This is a genomic window from Micrococcales bacterium (assembly GCA_009784895.1).
Taxonomy (GTDB): domain Bacteria; phylum Actinomycetota; class Actinomycetes; order Actinomycetales; family WQXJ01; genus WQXJ01.
Genome location: WQXJ01000029.1, coordinates 1 through 19,928 on the forward strand (window position 1 = coordinate 1; position 19,928 = coordinate 19,928).

The following is a 19,928-nucleotide window of genomic DNA, read 5'->3' on the forward strand; positions in this document are numbered from 1 at the left end:
AGGTAATTGGCTTCGGAGGGGGTTTTGCCAATCAGGCCGGAGTTTTTCACTAGCAGCGTGAGTGTGGCGCCGTCCCCCACGATGATGTCACCCACCATGTCGATGTCGTCAATTTCTAGGGTGACGCGAACTTCGGGCGAAATGGAAATCCTGTCGAAGATGGCCGTGTCTTCCTTTGGCCTGTCGTGAGGGTCGGTGGCGTTGCCGCTATTACCTCGATAGCCGGTTTGAATAACCTTGTAGGTTTTGCCATCAGCTGTCAGGTTAAAGGTCAGGTTTCGGAATGGGCCAGAGACGGTTGTCACCGCGTTGCCGCCGTCTCCATAGAACAGGGTGTAGTACTGGAAATCAAGGCTGCTGTTCCCAGAGTAGGCGTTCATGCCGGGGGAAACAGTGACATCTGTTCCGGCCCAACTAATGGTTTGAGACAAGTCAATTTCGCCGCTGCTCCACTGGGCGAACAGGATCATGCTGCTAGTGAAAGTGTAAGTCTGTCCGGCGGTATAGCTATCTCCAGTGCCGTCGGGTTTGGTGTTCCAGCCCTGGAAGGTCTGCCCAGCAGACGGCGGCCTGAAGGTGGGTGTGGCAGAATTCCAGACCGTGACAACTACTGAGTCACGCCAGATGTAGGTCTTTCTAGGAAGAGCACCATCAGGATCATTACCAGCGGGCCATTCCACGACGTGATCTTTGGTCGGGTCGGCGTTGAGCACACCGCCATTGGCTTTGTAAACGACCCGGAAGTACAGGTCCATCCAAAGTGGCAGCCTAGAGTAGTCGGGGTTAGCACCGGTTTGATGCGCCTGGTAGCCAAGGCGGGTGTTGACCGAATAGATGTCGGTCAGCCCGTCGGTGGAGCGAAAGGCATTGCCTCTAAGCCTGCCGGTGGAGTCAAACGCGTCAATGTAGTAGTCCTTTTGGGACGTCATGCCGGGTCTGACAAAACCGATGCTACGGCAATCGACGGGCTCCATTGTGAGAAAAGGCGTAGATCGGTGGCCGTCGACGAAAACCTGCAAAGTGTCGTCGGTGGCCATACCAGCGTTGGGCTGCCATTGGGCACTGACATAGTAGGCGGTGCCATGGTTGTCGCCATCGGCCGAAATGGCCGAGGCGTTATCAGCGTAGGCCGTGATAGTGGCGGTGGCGTCAAGGGTTAGGGTAGCCCCCGCGTCGTCGTAGTCACCGCCAATTCCCGCCCCGGTGCCCCGGCCCCAGGCCGTGACCACGGCGCTGCCGGTGATGGTGATGTTGCCGCCGTTTCGCCGAGCGGTGTTGCCACCGCCGGCCCCAATGCCGGCTGCGTTGCCACGGCTGTTCGGGTTACCCGGGCTCTGGCTGCCACCGCCGGTGGAGGTGACTTCAGCGGCGCCTTGGATAATGATGGTGCCCGCGCTGCCTGCGGCTAATGAGGCACCGGCGCCAATACCGGCACCGCCATTATTGCTGCTACCGCCGCCGTTGGCGGTAACCACGGCCGTGCCGCCAATGATGACTAAGTTGGCGGCGCCACCGGCGCCCCCGCCAATGGCGGCACCACCATTTTGCAGACCGCCACCCTTGGCTGTGACTGTGCCGCCATTGATCGTGATGCTGCCGGAGCCAGCCTTGTAGCCGCCGCCAATGCCGGCCCCGCCCCAATAGTCGGTGGCGCCGGTCACATTGACCGCCCCACCGGTGATGGTGATGGTGCCGCCGCTGCCGCCGGAGCCGGCGCCCCCGGCAGCATTGCTGCCGCCGGCGATGCTGTTGCCGCCGCCACCAATGCCGGCGGCCCCAGAGTACTTGGACTGGGTAATGGTCATGGTGCCGCCATTGATGCCGATGGTGCCTGCCGCTTGCGTGCTCAGACCCCCAATCAGGGCGGCATGAGCCGTGGACTGGGTGCCCGGCATTGTCAGCGTGCCGGCAGTGCCACCCGGAGTGGTGGCCGAATCGATGGTTAGCTCGGCGCCGGCGGGCACGTTGATATTGGAGTTCAGAGTGCTAGTGCCCTGTAGTAGGACGGTGAGGTTGGCGCCGCTGGTAACGGTGACTACCCCGTTGGAATTGATGCCGTCAAAGGTCACAGTGGTGGTGGTGCCGCTGTTGATGGTGACGGGGACATTCGCGGCGAGGGCCGGACTGGAGTTCCACAGACGGTAGGTGTTGTCGCTGGCATCGCCACCGTTGAAATTGGAGCCAAGCACAATTGTGCTGCCGGAAAGGTTGACGCCTGGTAGGCCTGAGGCCGTTGCCGGACTGGAGAGGTTGATGTCCAATGGCACGGGCCCGGCCATTGGCATAATGCCCATGGGCAGGCTCAGCCCGGCAAAGAAGCCGGTGGCGGCGGCATCCTGCAGCTTGGGGGCGGGGGCAGGATCGACCGGTTCGTCAGGTGTGGGGGAGGGTTCGCTCGGGGCTGGGGTGGATTCTGTCTCTTTGTCGCCTGCCGCCGCCTCTTCGGCATCGGCGCCTTGGGCGGGAAGACCCAGAGGTAAGAGGACAAATGCGGCCACCAGCAGCGCAGCTAGCAGCGCAGCCAGGGTCCGGCGCGCGCCATCGCGGCGAGCCCAGGCTACAACGCGAACCAATCTCATCCCTCCAACCTCGCTCAGGTGCCGGCCGCTGCGCGGCCAGCCGTAACTCCCCATTGCTGGCAGTCCGGCAACTGGCGCTCCGTGAGCGCAACGACCAACAACCTCAAACGGTTGCGGGCCGACCCCGCAGCCTGCCGATCGACGCAGACTTAACTGCAAAAGACAGGCCACCGGGTATTCCCGGCAATACGACACAACGCTCCTTGGTTTGGGGGCAATCCCACATTCGCCTCAGAGCGGACAGACCCTTCGAAACGGCCGATTCGCGCCATCGCCTGGAAAACCGCCTCGGTGGGCGGACTGAATGGGATTGGTAAATCGCCCGCACCTAGCCAACGGCGACCTGAGGCCGGTTGAATTCGATGGCGCTGACACCGCCAGGCGTTTTGCCGGGCGCGAAATCGGAATCAATACACAGGCCACTGGTAGTTGTGACTGATGCCGGTTGAGTACGCCTCATGCTCCTGATCAAACCGGGGTTTGGCGCACTTCTCCTCAAAGACGACCGGTGACGAAACGCCAGGCGGACTCGCAGAAAGGTTGATGCGTGAGACTGCTGCCACAGGCACAAACCAGACGGCCAGCGAGGCTGCGTCGCCTGGTTTTGCTATGCCTGGCGGCCTTGCTCTTCCTGCCCGCCCAGTTCGCCTTTTCCGGAGCTGGCAAATCCGCCGCCTTAGGTACCGACGCAGCCGATGAAGCCAGTTTGGCGGCCGCCACCGGCTCCATTGCCGGAGAGCTATGGGTAGATGGCAATGGTACTGGATCAACTGACTGGAACGGATTGCGTGATCCAGGTGAACCGCCGCTGGCCGGCTACACCGTGCTGCTATTCGAGGCTGGCTCTTTGACCTCGCCAATCGAACAGACGACAACCGCGGCCGATGGCGCCTACCGCTTCGAAGGCCTGGCGGCGGGCAGCTACGTGGTTGGGTTGGCCTCCGGTTTTGTGGGCGGCACCGAATACCTGCTGCCAATGGCCGTGACCAGTCAATCGAAACTCGCCGTCAGCTGGAGTTCAGTCCCACTCAGGGCTTTTTCCGAAGTGCTCGAGATCACCGACCAAGGTGAGGCGCTCAGTGGCATCAACGCTGGTATGCGCCTGCCGATGGGAATAGCGCCGGCTGCCGCCTACTCGATCAACCTCTCTTCGCTAGGCACTCTTCCCACTGGCACAACGTGGACCAGCGGCAGCGGCACCTTGGCCTTCACCACCGCCTCGGTTGCGCATACCTACACTCTCACGCAAAGCGGTGCCACCTCCGTCAAAGTCATTACGGTTGCCGGCACAACCGCCGCCCCAGGTGGCCCGTCGATCACCTTCAGCGGGGTCGGTGCGCAAATCAACGTGAGCGTGACGGCTGGCAGCCCAACTCTGGTCCTGAGCGGCACCTCTCTTCAATCGACTTCCACCGTCAACCTGGCGGCCAGCACGAGTCCAACGCTTCTGCTCGCTGGAACCAACACAATCGCTGGCAGCATCCTTGTGGCTAGCAGCGGCACGCTCAAGCTTGACAGCGCTGCCTCACGGGGCACCGGCAGCACCGACGGATCGCTCACGGTAACGGTCCCACAAGTGTCATCGGGGCAATCTGCTGCTGGAATTGGCGGCTCGGGCACCCAAGCCGTTGGCACTGTGATTATCGATGGCGGCACCATCACCGCGATCGGAGGATCTAGCGCCAGCGGCAGCAACGGCGCAGCTGGTATTGGCGGCGGCAGCGGTGGGGCTGGCGGGACTGTCACGATCAATGGCGGTAGCGTCACCGCCACGGGCGGGGCGAGGGGCAACGGCGCTGGAGCGGGAATTGGCGGTGGTGGTGACGCCAACAATGCCGGCGGGTCTGGCGGAACCGTCACTATCACCGGCGGTACTGTCACCGCCACGGGTGGCAGCGCTGGTGGTGCCGGTGTTGGCGGCGGCCGGGGTTTCACAAATGGAACCGGGGGCACGGTGTCAATCACCGGCGGCAACGTCACTGCTATTTCGGCCGGCGGGCCTGGTATTGGCGGTGGAGGAAATTCTTCGGTTGGTACCGCGCTGACCCTTGGCAAAAATGCTGAGGTCAAAGCCTATTCCTCACAGAGCCTTGCGGCTTTCTCACAACCAGCCATTTACCCGGCATCTTTGTGGGGTGACGGGTTCTTGGTCAATGCCAAGCTAAACGGGTCAATCTCCTCGACCGACACCACGCTGCAAGCCTTTGGCGGCAGTCGTAGTCCGGTCACATTGACGCTGCCAGGCCGCTTCAGTGCCTTCGCCTACTCCGTCGGTGCCGGTCCGTCGCACTATGAAAACATTGTGGCCTCCGATGCCGCCAGCGGAGCCCCAAGGGGGTTGCTGGTTAGGGACGACGGCACTAACCAGCCCGAAATCCCCACCATCAATACGCTCGGAGGCTACAGCGCCTACAACGGTGGCCTCAACAACGCTGTGCTGCCAGTCAAGCTGATGCCCAACTTCACCGTCGCCTACCTCGCTAACGGCGGCAGCTTTGCTGGTGGCGGCACTAGCTACGTTTTCGACACCGGCGTGCCCCTGAACAGCGGATCGGCCAGCGTGATCATTCTGGACGCCGCCGCCATCGGCCTCAACCCACCCTCCCCGCAGCACAGTTTTGAAGGCTGGAACACCGCCGCCAATGGTCAAGGCGCGGCATTTAGCACCGATAACCGAAGCACTACCACCATTACCTCCAGCTTGGTGCTTTACGCCCAGTTCTCCACGCCACCAATCGATCTGTCAGAAACGACCACCTCTGACCCGAGTGGCGCTTACACAGTGGGCGCGGGGATGAACCCATATTCTGTTCAGCAGCCCAGCGGCGCAGGGCCGGTTGGCGGCACATTGCGGTCGCTGACCTTCAACGCGGCCGCCAACGGCGAGAGCTTCGGCATTATCCAAAGCGGTCGTCTGGCCAGCCCCGGCAACCCGGCTGAGCCAAAACACGGCACCTCGATTTTTGGCAGTATTATTGTGGCCGCGAGCACCAGCGTGACTCTGGTCATTGACGACATTGACGTTATCGGCAGCATTTCCGTAGGGGTCAACGCCTCCTTGACCTTGCAGTTGGCCAACTCGGCCGGTTACGGTCCCAGCTACCTGCATGGCTCGATCATCAAACCGGCCGGGAACGGCCCCAACACCACTCTGATAGTCGATAGCGCCTCTGCCACGCCCACAAATCCAGGGCCGCTGGACGGGTCGTTGGTGGTCACGCCGACCGCAGCCAACACTATGGCCGTCGACTTTACTGGGAAGGTCTTCGTGCAGGGCGGCAGCCTTGTAGCGACCGGCGCCGGCAGCGCCGATGGCGCCAACATCCGCGAGTTGACAATGGATGGCGGCCTGTTCTCAGTTACCGGTTCCAACACCGGGCTAAGCGCCATGTACATCGTGATCAACGATGGCACCCTGGAAGGTACCAATACCAATGGCGGGCTGGTTGGCGGCGCCATCGCTGCAACCACCAGCCTAAAGATGTCCGGCGGCAGCCTAACTGCCACAGGAGCTGGTATGTCGGCTGGTGTCAGCGGCGCCGCCGGCACTACAGTCGAAATTGCTGGTGGAGTTGTTGATGCCACCGGTGGCTCGTACTTTGGAGTGGGCGCTGCGGGCATTGGCGGCGGCGCCTCGGCGCCGGCCGGAACCATCAAGATCACTGGCGGAGTGGTTAGGGCTGAAGGTGGACTCAGCGCGGCCGGCATAGGCGGTGGCGCCTACGGGGCGGGCGGCACCATAGCCATCACCGGCGGCACCGTCACCGCCATTGGTGGCTTCTTTACCAACACAGGCGGTTCGGCAATTGGCGGCGGATTCTATGGCGCCGGGGCCACCATTGAGATTGGCCCCTTGGCCACTATTAAGGCCTACTCCATGGGCAACAACTCCGCGCCTTACGAGCCGCCTATCAACGCGTCAAGTCTTTCCGGTGGCGGCTATTTCGTCAACGCCATTTTCGATGGCTCCGTTGATGTCGACCAATTCTGGATCGTCGATGCTACTACGGGTGTGGTGTTGGACACGATGGATATGCCCGCCCACTACACCGCGTTTGCTTACACCACCGGTGCGGCCAAACGCGACGATGTGGTGATTGCAGTCAAGGATGGCGCGCCGGTGGGTGACGTGGTGCGCAAGTCAAATGACCTCCTGACTTATTCGATCAACACATTGAACGGGTACTCAGCTGACAATCCACCCGACCCAACTTGGCTGGGCGTCAAGTTGCGCGCGGCCTACGTTATCGCGGAAAGGCACGTTGATGTTGACGGCCAGCCAATACCGGGCCAGCCGGACATCATCACCCGGATTCCGGTAGCAACACCGACCTATTCCAAGACGCTGCCCGCCATTGCCGGTTATGCCACCCTGGGCTATTTCATTGGTCACCCCTTCAACCCACCCACCGATTCTTATACTGCCGGGCACAATGTCTCGATCAACCCGGTAACGGGCCACGAAACCGTCTACATGGTCTATAACGACAAATCTGACCTGACGGTGGCAAAACAGGTAACCGGCGCCAGCGGTGACTACTCGAAATCCTTCGGTTTCTCTGTCTTCCTTTATGCCGACATCGATGGCCTTTCGGCGTTGGCGAACCAGGACTATAGCTACACAATCACCGGGAGAGGGATTAGCTCGCCACTTACCGGCAAATTGAACACTGACGGCAACGGCAAGGTCACCTTCGCCTTGAAACACGGCCAGTCCATCAAAATCACTGGACTGCCGTTGGCCAGCTATGTCCGGATTGTTGAGGAGACCAGTTCCGGTTATGACACAACCTTTGTGGACAGTGCCGATGGTCAAACCGAGGCAGGCGAGGACACACTGCTGCCTGTTGGCGCTGGTCTTAGGGAGAATCTGGCCGGCCGGACCTACACCTTCTACAACGAACGAATGGCCGTGCCGCCAGCAGGGCTGGTGCAGGGTCACCAGCCCTACACCGGGCTGTTTGGTCTGGCTTTGGGTTTGACCTATGCCCTGGTGACGCTGACCGCCAAGAATCGGCTGCAGGTTCGCCCTGACCACCGGAAAGGGCGGCTGTCATGACTGTCCAGATCAAGTGGCGTGAAACCACCCCAGCGCAGACCAAACCGGATAAGCCGGTTGCCCCAGCCAACCCGACTGACGAAACCGACGTTGAAGTTGTCAACGACTCGGTCTGGCGCCGCCTTGGCCTGCTTGGCTTGAAAATTGGCCTGATTGCCGGCATTGGCGTGCTGCTTTTCACCTTGGTCTATGGCTTCCATCACAGCGCCGACCCGGCCATGCACCCAGCCGTCAAAGACGGTGACCTGACCTTGTTCTATCGCTGGGACAAAGACTACCGAGCCGGCGATCTGGTGGTGCTCCGCTTCGAGGGCCAAACCCAAATCCGCCGAGTAGTGGCAGTGGCCGGCGACAGAGTCGACATTACCGAGGAGGGCCTGCTAATCAATGGCGGGCTTCAAATCGAACCGGATATTCATTTGCCAACCGAACAATTCGCCGGGGGTGTCGGTTTTCCCCTGGTTGTGCCCGAGGGCCACATATTCGTGCTAGGAGACGCCAGAGATGTAGCCGCCGACAGCCGCATCTACGGCCCAGTAAAAATCACCGACACGCAAGGGACGGTGATAAGCGTCATCAAGCGCAGGAACTTGTAACACCCGGCGCCAAGTCCACCGGCCCGAAACAAACCGGTTGACTCCCAAGAGCGCCAACTAGAAGAACTACAACCTAGACCCGCTAATTGAAAGGAACTAGACAAGATGAATAAGACTAAGAAACTTATGGCCCTGGCTTTGGCCGGTGGCTTGTGTTTCGGTTCGGCCAGCGCTGCCTACGCGGCCAATGGAGCACTCGAGACTGACGATCCGGAATCTCCGATCGAAGCCAAAATCACCAAGATTCTCACTCTGCCGGTCGGCACCGACATCCCGACGGAGACTTTTACTTTTGTCTTCACTCCGGAGGAGGTTGACGGCGACAGTTCAAGCACGGCCAAATCATCCATGCCGACCGTGACCGCGTCAGTCGACATTTCGGCCTCTAGCGATAGCGACGTGGATGATGGCGCGATCATCGTGATCCAAGAATCCGACGACTTTGTCGACGGGATCAATTGGCCGCACGCCGGTGTTTACGTCTATACGCTGACGGAAAGTGCCGCCCTGGCGACGTCTGGAATGACCTATTCCGGCGCCTCGTATGAGGTCACTTTCTGGGTGGAGAACTGCAAGGACACTGATCAGTGCCATCCCGGGCTGTACGTGGCCGGCCTTGGTGTCAAGACGATCACCGGTGACGACGGCAACCCAGTGACTGAGGAAAAGGTTGACCCGACTCCCGGTGGGGACGACGACACCTACTTCTACAGCCAGGTGATCTTCAACAACGGCTACATTGAGGGCGGCGACGGCGGCGATCCGAAGGATCCAAACAAGCACATGCTGTCGATCTCCAAAGCGGTCGACGGAGCCTATGCCGACCAGACAATGTACTTCCCGTTCGAGCTGAAGGTGACCAAGCCGAGCACCGGCGTTACCGGTACCCCGATCTACCGCGCCTTTGTGGTCGAGGATCAGGGTTCGGGACTGGTAGTGGTGACATCCACGGCCAACTGCGCCTCGAGCATCTTGAAGAATGACACAACGTATGGGAACTACTGTGAAGTCACATCTGGCGCCATGGCCGCGACTGCCATCAACATCAGGCACGGCCAACAGATCGTCTTTACCGATCTGCACGTTGGCGCCACCTATGAGGCCGTCGAGCTCTATGATTCGAACTACAGCGCCGAGGGCCTACTGGTGGTAAACGGTGCAACAGCGGTTGGCATCAGCCCCGATATGGCGGGCGATGACCTAACTACCGGTGCGCAGATCATTGGGGCTGGCGAGAACAGCGCCTCCATCACTAACACCCGCCTATCAGCCCCGCCCGAGGGCATTAGCCTGAACGATTGGCCTTTTATCATCCTGATCGTTTTGGCCCTGGCAGGTGGCTCGGCCTATGTGTACACAACCGTTCGCCGTGGCAAGAAGAGCCACGCCTAAATCTGGGCAGCCGTCCGGACCGTGTTGGCAGGGTCAGCCTTGAGTCTTGATCCAAGCCAACGCGACTAACCGGCGCTGTTCTAGCCCTGGGGGCGCATCGCCTAGCGCGCCCCCAGGGCAACCCACCCGAGTTGGCCAAGCGAGAGAGAAAGGAGGTCAGAAGTGAACACAGCGCAGAAGGCAGGCAAGCGAGCCATATGGCTGGCCAATGGCCTAGTTGATGTCACCGTGGTGGTGATAGTGCTGGTACTTCTGGCCTTTGGCGGTTACGCCTTTTGGGACAGCCGGCAGGTAGTCATGGCCGCCGATGCCTCTCGTTACCAGGTCTACAAGCCAACCGGAGAAGGCAGCCAACTCTCGTTTGCCGAACTCCAAGCCATCAACCCCGATGTCTTCGCCTGGCTAACCGTCTACGGGACGCATATTGACTATCCCGTGGTGCAGGGCCCCAACAACACCAAGTACGTCTCGACCAACGCGGAAGGACGCTACTCACTCAGCGGCGCTATCTTCTTGGACGCTTACCAGAAACGAGACTTCACGTCCTTCCCGTCTATTCTGTATGGCCACCACATGGAGCAAGCGGCCATGCTTGGCGAAGAAGGACTGTTCGCTGACAAGGCCTACTTCGAGGCCAGGCGCTACGGCATGTTGTACTTCGACGGCAAAGAGCACGGACTTGAGTTCTTCGCCTTTGTCCACGCCGACGCCTATGACCGGAAAGTCTTCAGGACTTCCATTAGCCGATCCGAGGATCGTGAAGCCTTCCTGACCATGATCAATGACATCGCCACGCATACCCGCGATGTGGACGTCGGCCCTGATGACCGGGTGGTCTTGCTGTCGACCTGTTCGGACGGCACAACCAACGGCCGGGACATTCTGGCGGCCCGGATATCTGATGAAGTCTTTGCCGACCCGTTCGCCACCGGACCAGGTGACGACCAAGCCGAGGCGGGCCTTTCATCCTGGTGGTCGAACATGCCGCTCTGGGCCCGAGCCGGCCTGATTGCCGCGGCCATACTGGCTGCCCTAATACTGCTCTTGACCCTAAGACAGGCCAAGAACCGCCGCCAACAACGTCGCGCAAACAGCGAGGTGGAATCATGATTCAGACCATCCGGCGGCGCCAAATAGGCCGCCAATGGGCAAAACTAACCTGCGGCCTGCTGGGAGTGCTGCTGGCATCCGGCCTGGCCGGAGGCCTGCCGGCTTCCCTGGCCCAGGCCACCCAGCCCGGTGAGGTCACCTTGACGGTGAGCCAGGTATTCACCTTCAGCGCCGCGTCCCAGGGGGTCAACTCAGTCTTTGACTACCGCCTGGCACCGACGGCAGAAGACAACCCCATGCCGCAAACCAGCGATCCGGGGGGCTTCACTTTCACCATTGACGGCACGGCTGATGTGCCAGTGGGCCCACTGACTTTTACCCGGCCTGGTATCTACACCTACGAACTGACCAACACCACCCCACCAAGAGACGGCTACGCCGTTGACGACGAGGTCTACACCCTCAGCATCTATGTCGAGGCTGATTTGACAACAACGATTGGCGTGGTGGCGCTCAAACGCGACAACACTAAAGCCATGGAGCTGTTGTTCGAGCACTCCTACATCACCGACAATCCCGATGTCGTTCCATCTCCTAGTCCCTCTGTGGGGCCCGGCCCCACCGGTCAGCCCAACGGCCCCCCTGGAACTAACGGCCAGGCCAACGCCAACCCTGGGGCCAATGGTCTGGAATCAACTGCGGGCAACCTTCCCTTCACCGGCGCCGATGTCCTAGTGCTGGCCCTAGCTGCCCTGGTCACGTTGCTGGCCGGCTGGCTGGCACTGCTAGCCAGACGCAACCGCCGCGACGAGCCCCAAGAAAGCATCTGATACCGCCATCCCGGCAATTGTGGGATCTCACCAATTTGGTGGGCACCAACTTTGCGGTGACCAGCAGGGACGCCGGTGCACCTGCGGTCATATGGTGGTCCGGTCCAACAAGACGACCGCGCAAAGAGGCCCCATGAGCTCGCAACCTACCACCAGCGACCCGCGACCGCAGGTCTTGGCGGATCTTGTCCTGGCCACAAACCGGATAGCCGGCCATACCCGTATCCGCCATAGCGCCCTGGTCGTAGCCGGCGCCGCCTGGGTGGCGGTGCTGGGGCAGATCACCATCCCCTTGCCCTTTTCGCCGGTGCCGCTTTCGCTGGGCAGCTTCGCGGTCCTGACTGCCGGCGCCGCCCTTGGAGCCAAGCGAGCCCTGGCGTCGATGTTGCTGTTCCTGGCCGCCGGTCTGGCCGGGGCGCCGGTCTTCGCTGGCGGCGGGCATGGTGCGGTGCCGACTTTGGGCTACGCCGTTGGCTACATCGCGGCCGCAACCCTGGTTGGCCACCTGGCAGCGCGCCGGTCCGGGAGCCACCGCCTGGCGACCTTCGGCACCATGGTGCTAGGCGCCGGGATTATCCACCTTTGTGGGGTGCCGTACTTGGCCTGGTCGGCCGGCCTGTCTTTGGCCCAGGCCACCGCTCTGGGCCTGGCGCCATTTGTGTTGGCAGACATCATCAAGGCCGCCTTGGCCGCCGGCCTGCTCCCGGCCATCTGGACACTTCGCACCACCCACTGCCGGCGCCATTGACCGGTCCCAAAGACGGCTGGTAAACGATTCCCGCCGGCTGCTCGGTGCTATTGACGTGCATAATTCACCAACCCCTAGACTTATGCACCGTGCTGCGATGGAACTGCTTGGACCAAATCCCTAAAAGCTTTGGTCCCTCTGTCACCTCGCTGGGCAACTACGACGGTATGCACTTGGGCCATCAGTATTTGATTGAGCAGGTGGTAGAGCGAGCCAGGGCAACCGGCCGGGCCAGCGCCGTCATTACCTTTGACCCGCATCCGGCCACGCTGCACCGGCCAGATGAGGCCTTGGTGCCGATCCAGTCGCTCCAAGACCGGCTCGAGGCCATGGGGGCCATGGGCCTCGACGCGGTTTGGGTCCAGCCCTACACCGAAGAATTCGCTGCCTTGACAGCCGCCCAATTCGTCCAGCAGTACCTGGTCGACGGCCTGCAGGCAACCGAAGTGGTGGTAGGCCACGACGTCCGTTTCGGGGCCGGTAACCAGGGCAACCTCCAGACCATGCAAGCCCTAGGCCAAGAACTGGACTTCGCGGTCACTGCCATAGACGACCAAGGCGATAGGGAAGAGCGCACGGTCAGCCGGTTTTCGTCATCGGGCGTCAGAGCCTCGCTGGCGGCCGGCGACGTGGCCCACGCCGCCCAGATCTTGGGCCGTCCCCATCGCGTCACCGGCGAGGTGGTCTACGGCGACGGGCGTGGCCACACGCTCGGTTTTCCCACCGCCAACTTAGGCGGGGTCATGACCGGCACCGTTCCGGCCGATGCCGTCTACGCCGGCTGGCTAATACAGCTCGAGTTGCCGCCCGATGACGCCGACAAGGTGCTGCCGGCCGCCATTTCGGTTGGTACCAACCCGACGTTTGGCGGTCGCGAGCGGCGGGTCGAGGCCTTTGTGCCGGGCCGGATCGACCTGAAGCTATATGGCCAGCAAGTGGCGCTGGACTTCGTTGGCCGGTTGCGCCATACGCTTGAGTTTTCCACCACTACGGCCCTGGTCATGCAGATGCACGATGACGCCGCCGCCTCCCTGCGGTTCCTGGCCTTGGCCGGCCGCCAGGGCGGCTAGCCCACTCCTGGCGCGAGTCCGGGCTTTGTCAGCACGGCCTGACTTCAGCCAGTCCGAGGCTCAGCAGCACCCGAAAGGCGGCGAGTTAGTGGCTCAGCAGCAAGTCCGGCGGGCGATGGTTTCGATTTCAACTTTGGCGCCCAGAGGCAGCCCGGCGACTTCGACGGTTGACCGCGCCGGCAGCGTAGGGCCAGTGAAGCGCTTGGCGTAGACGGCATTGACCGTGGCGAAATCTGCCATGTCTTGGAGGAAGACCGTGGTCTTGACTACATCTGAGAGCGTCAGGCCGGCGGCAGCCAAGACGGCTTCGATGTTGGAGATAGTGCGCTCGGCCTGGTCCGCGACGTCTGGGCCAACAAGCTGGCCGGTGGCCGGGTCGACCCCAGTCTGCCCGGAGGCAAAGACAAACGGCCCCACCGCCACCGCCTGGGAGTAGGGCCCAATCGGGGCTGGGGCAGCGGCAGTGGAGTAGGACTGGAGAGCGGGGTGTTGTGACATGGCGGAACCTTTCGCGATCAACTGGGCGAGCCTAACCTAGGCGCCTTGGCTTCGGCTCTAACCGGTCTGGCCGCAAGTCTCGGTCATTCGACCGGTGGTGTCAAAGCCCCTGCCTTTTCATGCCAAGGCTCAACCTCGCGGTTTTGGGGGTGGTGACAAGGCTCGGGCTGGCGAGATGGGGGTGGTGTCAAGGCTCGGGCTGGCGAGATGGGGGTGGTGTCAAGGCTCGGAGTCGCGGAAAGTGAAAGGGACAGGCCGTGATTGGGACCATTGCCGCCGGTCGGCTAGACTTGGGCGCTGCCGTCCAACGGCCGCGGAGAGTTAGCCCGGGTGAACCAGCCCCGGCGCGCCGCGCAACGAGTACAGACTGAAGGAGTCCCCTTGCCGCTTGACCAGGCCACCAAGGCCAAAATCATTGAAGAATACGCCACTACCAAGGGCGACACGGGTTCGCCAGAAGTCCAGATTGCTCTGCTGACCCAGCGGATCAAGGACCTGACGGAGCATTTCAAGGTCCACCAACATGATCACCATTCGCGCCGCGGCCTGCTCCTGCTGGTAGGCCAACGCCGCCGGTTGCTGGGTTATTTGCAGCGCATCGATATTGAGCGCTACCGGAGCCTAATTGAGCGCCTCGGGCTGCGCCGCTGACCGGCTGGCAGTTTTCGCCGGCCAACAATTTCGAAGTAGGGGGGCCGCACGCGGTCCTCGGTAGTGGCTCACGGCACAGGTGCTGCCGGTGCGATCTGCGCCAGGCTGGACACCTGGTCAGCCGCCGTGGGCTTCCATCGAAGACCGCCAGGCTAGCCCCCACTGGATGCCGCATTAGCGGCGGGGCACGGGAGTGCCCAACGACACAGTGAGGAGGGAACCCGTGGAGGGTCCCGAAATTCAATTCAGCGAGGCCGTAATCGACAACGGCAAGTTTGGCACCAGGACGGTGCGTTTCGAAACCGGTCGCTTGGCCCGCCAGGCCGGCGGCGCCGTGGCGGCTTACCTTGACTCCGAGTCAATGCTGCTTTCGACCACCACCGCCGGCAAACACCCCAAAGAGCAATTCGACTTCTTCCCTTTGACAGTTGATGTCGAGGAACGGATGTACGCCGCCGGGCGCATCCCCGGCTCGTTTTTCCGCCGGGAGGGCCGGCCCACCACCGACGCCGTCCTAGCCTGCCGCCTAACCGACCGGCCGCTAAGGCCACTATTCGTCAAGGGTTTGCGTAACGAGGTCCAGGTGGTCATCACCGTTATGGCCCAACACCCCGAAGACGCCTATGACGTACTGGCTATCAACGCCGCGTCGCTGTCGACCCAGATCTCCGGCCTGCCCTTTTCCGGCCCGGTGGCCTCGATCAGGTTGGCCCTGATCGAAGGCGAGTGGGTCGCCTTCCCCCGGTGGGCGGAGCGCGCCAAAGCCGTCTTCGAGATGGTGGTGGCCGGCCGGGTGGTGGGCGATGACGTCGCCATCGCCATGATCGAAGCTGAGGCCGGCGACAACGCCTGGCGTCTGATCAAAGACGAAGGCGCCACAGCCCCAACCGAAGAAGTCGTGGCCGAGGGTCTCGAAGCCTCCAAACGCCACATTAAGGAACTCTGCCTGGCCCAACAGCGTCTAGCCGACGGCTGCGCCAAGGCCGTCAAAGACTTCCCACTCTTCCCCGACTACGCCGAGGATGCCTACCAGGCCACCGACAAACTGGTGCGGGACAAACTGGCCCAGGCCATCGCCATCGGCGACAAACAAGAACGCGAAACCCAGCTCGACGCCATCAAAGAACAGGCCATGACCGCACTGGATGCGGACTTCGCCGAGCGGGAGAAAGAAATCTCTGCGGCCGTCAGAGCCATCACCAAGGAGCTGGTGCGCGACCGCGTCCTGCGCGAAGGCATCCGCATTGACGGGCGCGGCCTGAAAGACATCCGCACCCTCTCGGCCGAGGTTGAGGTACTGCCAAGGGTGCACGGCTCGGCCATCTTCGAGCGCGGCGAAACCCAGATCATGGGGGTCACCACGCTGAACATGCTGCGTATGGAGCAGCAGCTGGACACGCTCAGCCCGGTTGACACCAAGCGGTACATGCACAACTACAACTTCCCGCCCTACTCGACCGGCGAAACCGGCCGGGTCGGCAGCCCCAAGCGGCGCGAAATTGGCCACGGTGCCCTGGCCGAACGGGCCATGGTGCCGGTGCTGCCAGGTCGCGAGGAATTCCCCTATGCCATTCGTCAGGTCAGCGAGGCGTTGGGCTCAAACGGCTCGACCTCGATGGGCTCGGTTTGCGCCTCGACCTTGGCCCTGCTTAACGCCGGTGTGCCGCTGCGCGCTCCGGTCGCTGGCATCGCCATGGGCCTGATGAGCGACCAAGTGGACGGCGAAACCCGTTACGCCACTTTGACCGACATTCTTGGTGCCGAAGACGCCTTCGGTGACATGGATTTCAAGGTCGCTGGGACAACCGAATTCATCACAGCCATCCAGTTGGACACAAAACTTGACGGCATTCCGGCCAGCGTCCTGGCCGCGGCCTTGACCCAGGCCAAGGAGGCGCGCCTGCACATCCTGGCGGTGATGGCTGAGGCCATCGAGGGGCCGGATGAAATGAGCCCGTACGCTCCGCGTGTCATTTCGGTCAAGGTGCCGGTGGACAAGATTGGTGAGGTGATTGGGCCCAAGGGCAAGATGATCAACCAGATCCAGGATGAGACCGGCGCCGAAATCACCATCGAAGATGACGGCACGGTTTACATTGGCGCCACTGATGGGCCCTCGGCTGAGGCCGCCCGCGCCCAGATCAACGCCATTGCTAACCCGCAAATGCCCGAAATTGGTGAGCGCTTTGTCGGCACTGTGGTCAAGACCACCACTTTTGGTGCTTTCATTTCGCTAACCCCGGGCAAGGACGGGTTGCTGCACATTTCGCAGATCCGCCGCCTGGTCGGTGGGCGCCGGATCGACAGTGTCGAAGACGTGGTTCAGGTGGGCCAAAAGGTCCAAGTCGAGGTGGCGGAGATCGATCCGCGCGGCAAGCTGTCGTTGCATGCCGTAGTAGAGGGCGAAGCGGCCGATGCCGGCGGCTCAGGTGGCGGGGACTCGCGCCCGCCGCGTGGCTCCGGTGATAGGGACCGAGGCGATCGAGATCGCGGTGATCGGGACCGCGGTGACCGGGATCGTGGGGATAGAGAGGGTCGGCAGCGGCGCGAACGGCGGCGTCACCACCATCACAACCAGGATGAAAACCGGTAGGCCTTGAGGCTAGAGCTACCACGAGCCGTGTTTCACGCGCTGGGCGCAGGGCGCCTACCAGCGAAGACGCGGCAGGCAGAGGCTGGTCTGGGTTCATGGGGCGCGTTATCTAGCGCGCCCCAAGGACCGGGGTCGCCGCAGGCTAGCACCCTAGACAGCGGCGTTCGCATCCTGACTGAAGCCATGCCAACGGCTCATTCGGTCTCAATCGGTTTGTGGGTGCCGGTCGGTTCGCGCGACGAAGCCTCCGACACTCTGGGCGCCACCCACTTCCTAGAGCATCTGCTGTTCAAGGGCACAAAGACACTGACTGCGGTTGACATTGCCGAATCCTTTGACCGGGTGGGCGGCGAGGCCAACGCTCTGACTGCGAAGGAGTACACCTGCTACCACGCCCGGTTGCTGGCCCGGGATTTGCCCATGGCGGTGCGGGTGCTGACTGAGATGCTGACCAGGGCGGCGCTGGCCCAGGCTGATTTCGAAACCGAACGCAGTGTCATCCTCGAAGAACTGGCCATGGCGGCCGACGACCCGGTTGACGTGGCTGGCGAGGCCTTCGCGGCAGCCGTCTTTGGTGACAGCCCTTTGGCCCGGCCAATTGGCGGCACCCCTGAGACGATCAAGGCGCAAAGCCGCGACGGTGTCGAAGCCTATTACCGGCGTCACTACCGGCCAGACAATCTAGTGGGGACTGTGGCCGGTGCGGTTGAACATGCCGGGCTGATCAGCCTGCTCGAAGCCGGCCTAGACGCCGGTGGATGGTCCTTGGCAGCCAAGGGAGCGGCCAGCCCGGCTCCAAGGCGAGCTGACGGTCAAGGGCGAGAGCCGGAATCGGGCGAAGGTCGACGCGCCATCGCCAGGCCAACCGAACAGGCCCATGTCATTCTTGGCTGCCCGGGCCTGATGGTGAACGACCCGCGCCGCTACGTCCTGGCAGCCTTGGGCACGGTACTTGGCGGCGGCATGAGTTCGCGGCTGTTCCAGGAAATACGCGAGCGGCGGGGGCTGGCCTACTCGACCTATGCACTAACAGAACTGCATTCCGATGCCGGTGCCTTTGGCCTCTATGCCGGTTGCGCCCCGGCGGCAGTTGACCAGGTCAGCGAGCTGATGGCGTCGATCTGGGCCGACCTGGCCAAAAACGGCCCGCGCCAGGGCGAACTGGAACGGGCCAAGGGACAAATCTCCGGCGGCACAGTGTTAGCCCTGGAGGATCCGCAAGCCAGAATGAATCGCTTGGGCCTGGCCGAAACGGTCACTGGGCGCTGGCTGACGGTCGAAGAAGTGCTGGCCAAGATTGACGCCGTCACGGTCGATCAAGTCCGCGAGCTGGCCCAAGAGCTGGCCGCCCGGCCCCGCCAACACGTCATCGTGACCCCCGCCTGACTGACTTCTGGCTGGCGCGTAGGCTGGTTGGGTGAGCCAAATGATTCAGGTGGCAGTGATAGGCGCCCAAGGGCGTATGGGGCAAACGGTGGTAGAGGCGGTGCAAGGGGCCGGCGACATGGCCCTGACGCTGGGACTTGATGTGTCTGATGATCTGGCTCGCCTAGGTGACAGCCCCACCGAAGTGGCGGTGGACTTCACAGTGCCTGCGGTTACCGAAGCCAATGTTCACGCCCTAATTGACCTTGGTATCCACGCGGTGGTCGGGGCCTCGGGCTGGGACGAGGCGGCCGTTGCCCGGGTGGTTGATCACCTGGCTGCGGCACCGGGCGTAGGCGTGCTGATCGCGCCCAACTTTGCCATTGGCGCGGTACTGGCTATGCGTTTCGCCGCCCAGGCGGCGGCACACTTCGAATCGGCCGAGGTGATCGAGCTACATCACCCAAACAAGGTCGACGCTCCCAGTGGCACGGCCAGCAACACGGCTACAGGAATTGCCGCGGCCCGGTCCCAGGCCGGTTTGGGGCCAATGCCAGACGCCACCACCACGGCACTACCCGGCGCTCGCGGTGCCAGTGTCGAGTCCGTGCCGGTCCACTCGGTTAGGCTGCGCGGCCTGGTGGCGCATCAAGAAGTCCTGCTGGGCAACGCCGGTGAACTGCTGACGATCAGGCACGATTCGTTTGACCGGATCAGCTTCATGCCCGGTGTGCTGCTCGGGATCAGGTCGGTGCTAGACCGGCCCGGTTTGACCTTTGGACTGGACGCTCTGTTGTAGACCCAGTCCATGGCACTGCGACAGGCGCCTCTCAGCCCGCCAAGGTTTCAGGTAGCTGGCTGGTCCAACAGAGTTGACCAGCGGGCTTCGTCGACGTAATCGCGTTCGGGGGTTTTCCAGCTGCGTTCAGAGCCGTCGGCCCCGAACCCAACCTGTTTCAAGAAGCGTTGGCGAATGAAGTCGCCGGCGTAAACCCAGCAGCTCAACCGCTTGGCTTTGGCGGCGCGACCGGTGGCGGCGATGGCGTTGAGCAGCCTTGAACCGTGGCCGGCGCGCTGATGTTCCGGCAGGACGTAAAGTGCCACCAACTCGCAAAACCCTGGTCCGGCATCGGGATCAAAACAAGGCGCCAGCGCCGCAAAGCCAACCACCTTCTGGCTGGCGTCGGTGGCGACAAACACCGAGTAAGGCGACTCCGCCGTGTCCATGTTGATGGCCGCACCCCAGGTGGACGTGACTTCTTCGGTGTCTATGGCGCTGGCCAATGAGCCAAGCGTGGTGTCGTAGAGCTGGTGCCAGCAAGCACGCTGAATGGCGGCCAAGGCGGGGGCATCGAGGATCTGGGCCGGGCGCACTGAGACTGGCATGCGGTCAATTCTGCCCCAGGGTCTGGCCAGGAACCACTACCTGACCGCACCCGCCACGCCAGCCCTGCCACATGGGCCGATGCCGACAAAGCCGGCTGCAAAGCGCTAGGT

General features: G+C 62.3%; 15 protein-coding genes. 12 read left to right on the top strand and 3 right to left on the bottom strand.

The genetic code is table 11. The features are described from left to right. Positions 1-755: InlB B-repeat-containing protein (locus tag FWD29_06390; GenBank protein ID MCL2803565.1), on the bottom strand; the 755-nt coding region annotated here is incomplete at its 3' end. A gap of 1,120 nt (positions 756-1,875) precedes the next feature. On the opposite strand from FWD29_06390, the gene FWD29_06395 reads away from it, so the two are divergent. From FWD29_06395 to FWD29_06430, 8 genes are all read left to right on the top strand, one after another. Then, positions 1,876-2,145 carry a hypothetical protein gene (locus tag FWD29_06395; GenBank protein ID MCL2803566.1) on the top strand — a complete coding sequence of 90 codons (270 nt, stop codon included), beginning with the start codon at positions 1,876-1,878 and terminating at the stop codon, positions 2,143-2,145. 981 nt (positions 2,146-3,126) lie between these two features. Continuing rightward, a complete protein-coding gene (locus FWD29_06400) occupies positions 3,127-7,638 on the top strand; it encodes a hypothetical protein (protein ID MCL2803567.1) in 4,512 nt (1,503 codons plus the stop codon). After that, a complete protein-coding gene (gene lepB / locus FWD29_06405) occupies positions 7,635-8,234 on the top strand; it encodes a signal peptidase I (GenBank protein ID MCL2803568.1) in 600 nt (199 codons plus the stop codon). Before FWD29_06400 ends, lepB begins: the two co-directional genes overlap by 4 nt. A gap of 105 nt (positions 8,235-8,339) precedes the next feature. Then, complete coding sequence (locus FWD29_06410; GenBank protein MCL2803569.1) at positions 8,340-9,626, top strand: hypothetical protein; 1,287 nt, start codon at positions 8,340-8,342, stop codon at positions 9,624-9,626. A 162-nt stretch (positions 9,627-9,788) separates the two neighbouring features. Next, entirely contained in the window at positions 9,789-10,736 is a 948-nt protein-coding gene (gene srtB, locus FWD29_06415) for a class B sortase (GenBank protein MCL2803570.1), read from the top strand. Next, entirely contained in the window at positions 10,733-11,506 is a 774-nt protein-coding gene (locus FWD29_06420) for a hypothetical protein (protein ID MCL2803571.1), read from the top strand. Before srtB ends, FWD29_06420 begins: the two co-directional genes overlap by 4 nt. Before the next feature lie 133 nt (positions 11,507-11,639). Further along, positions 11,640-12,254 carry a biotin transporter BioY gene (locus FWD29_06425; protein MCL2803572.1) on the top strand — a complete coding sequence of 205 codons (615 nt, stop codon included), beginning with the start codon at positions 11,640-11,642 and terminating at the stop codon, positions 12,252-12,254. A gap of 89 nt (positions 12,255-12,343) precedes the next feature. Further along, complete coding sequence (locus FWD29_06430; GenBank protein MCL2803573.1) at positions 12,344-13,324, top strand: bifunctional riboflavin kinase/FAD synthetase; 981 nt, start codon at positions 12,344-12,346, stop codon at positions 13,322-13,324. Positions 13,325-13,417: 93 nt separating this feature from the next. On the opposite strand, the gene FWD29_06435 is transcribed toward FWD29_06430, so the two are convergent. Beyond that, positions 13,418-13,822, bottom strand: coding sequence for a RidA family protein (locus tag FWD29_06435; GenBank protein MCL2803574.1), 405 nt, complete (start codon positions 13,820-13,822; stop codon positions 13,418-13,420). A 381-nt stretch (positions 13,823-14,203) separates the two neighbouring features. Between FWD29_06435 and rpsO the strand changes: the two genes are divergently transcribed. From rpsO to dapB, 4 genes are all read left to right on the top strand, one after another. Then, positions 14,204-14,473, top strand: coding sequence for a 30S ribosomal protein S15 (gene rpsO / locus FWD29_06440; protein MCL2803575.1), 270 nt, complete (start codon positions 14,204-14,206; stop codon positions 14,471-14,473). A gap of 223 nt (positions 14,474-14,696) precedes the next feature. After that, positions 14,697-17,066 carry a polyribonucleotide nucleotidyltransferase gene (locus tag FWD29_06445; protein ID MCL2803576.1) on the top strand — a complete coding sequence of 790 codons (2,370 nt, stop codon included), beginning with the start codon at positions 14,697-14,699 and terminating at the stop codon, positions 17,064-17,066. A gap of 183 nt (positions 17,067-17,249) precedes the next feature. Then, positions 17,250-18,452 carry an insulinase family protein gene (locus FWD29_06450; protein MCL2803577.1) on the top strand — a complete coding sequence of 401 codons (1,203 nt, stop codon included), beginning with the start codon at positions 17,250-17,252 and terminating at the stop codon, positions 18,450-18,452. Between the two features lie 31 nt (positions 18,453-18,483). Further along, complete coding sequence (gene dapB, locus FWD29_06455; protein ID MCL2803578.1) at positions 18,484-19,230, top strand: 4-hydroxy-tetrahydrodipicolinate reductase; 747 nt, start codon at positions 18,484-18,486, stop codon at positions 19,228-19,230. 47 nt (positions 19,231-19,277) lie between these two features. On the opposite strand, the gene FWD29_06460 is transcribed toward dapB, so the two are convergent. Next, positions 19,278-19,817, bottom strand: a complete 540-nt coding sequence (locus FWD29_06460; GenBank protein ID MCL2803579.1) for a GNAT family N-acetyltransferase — start codon at positions 19,815-19,817, stop codon at positions 19,278-19,280. Between the last annotated feature and the right edge of the window lie 111 nt (positions 19,818-19,928).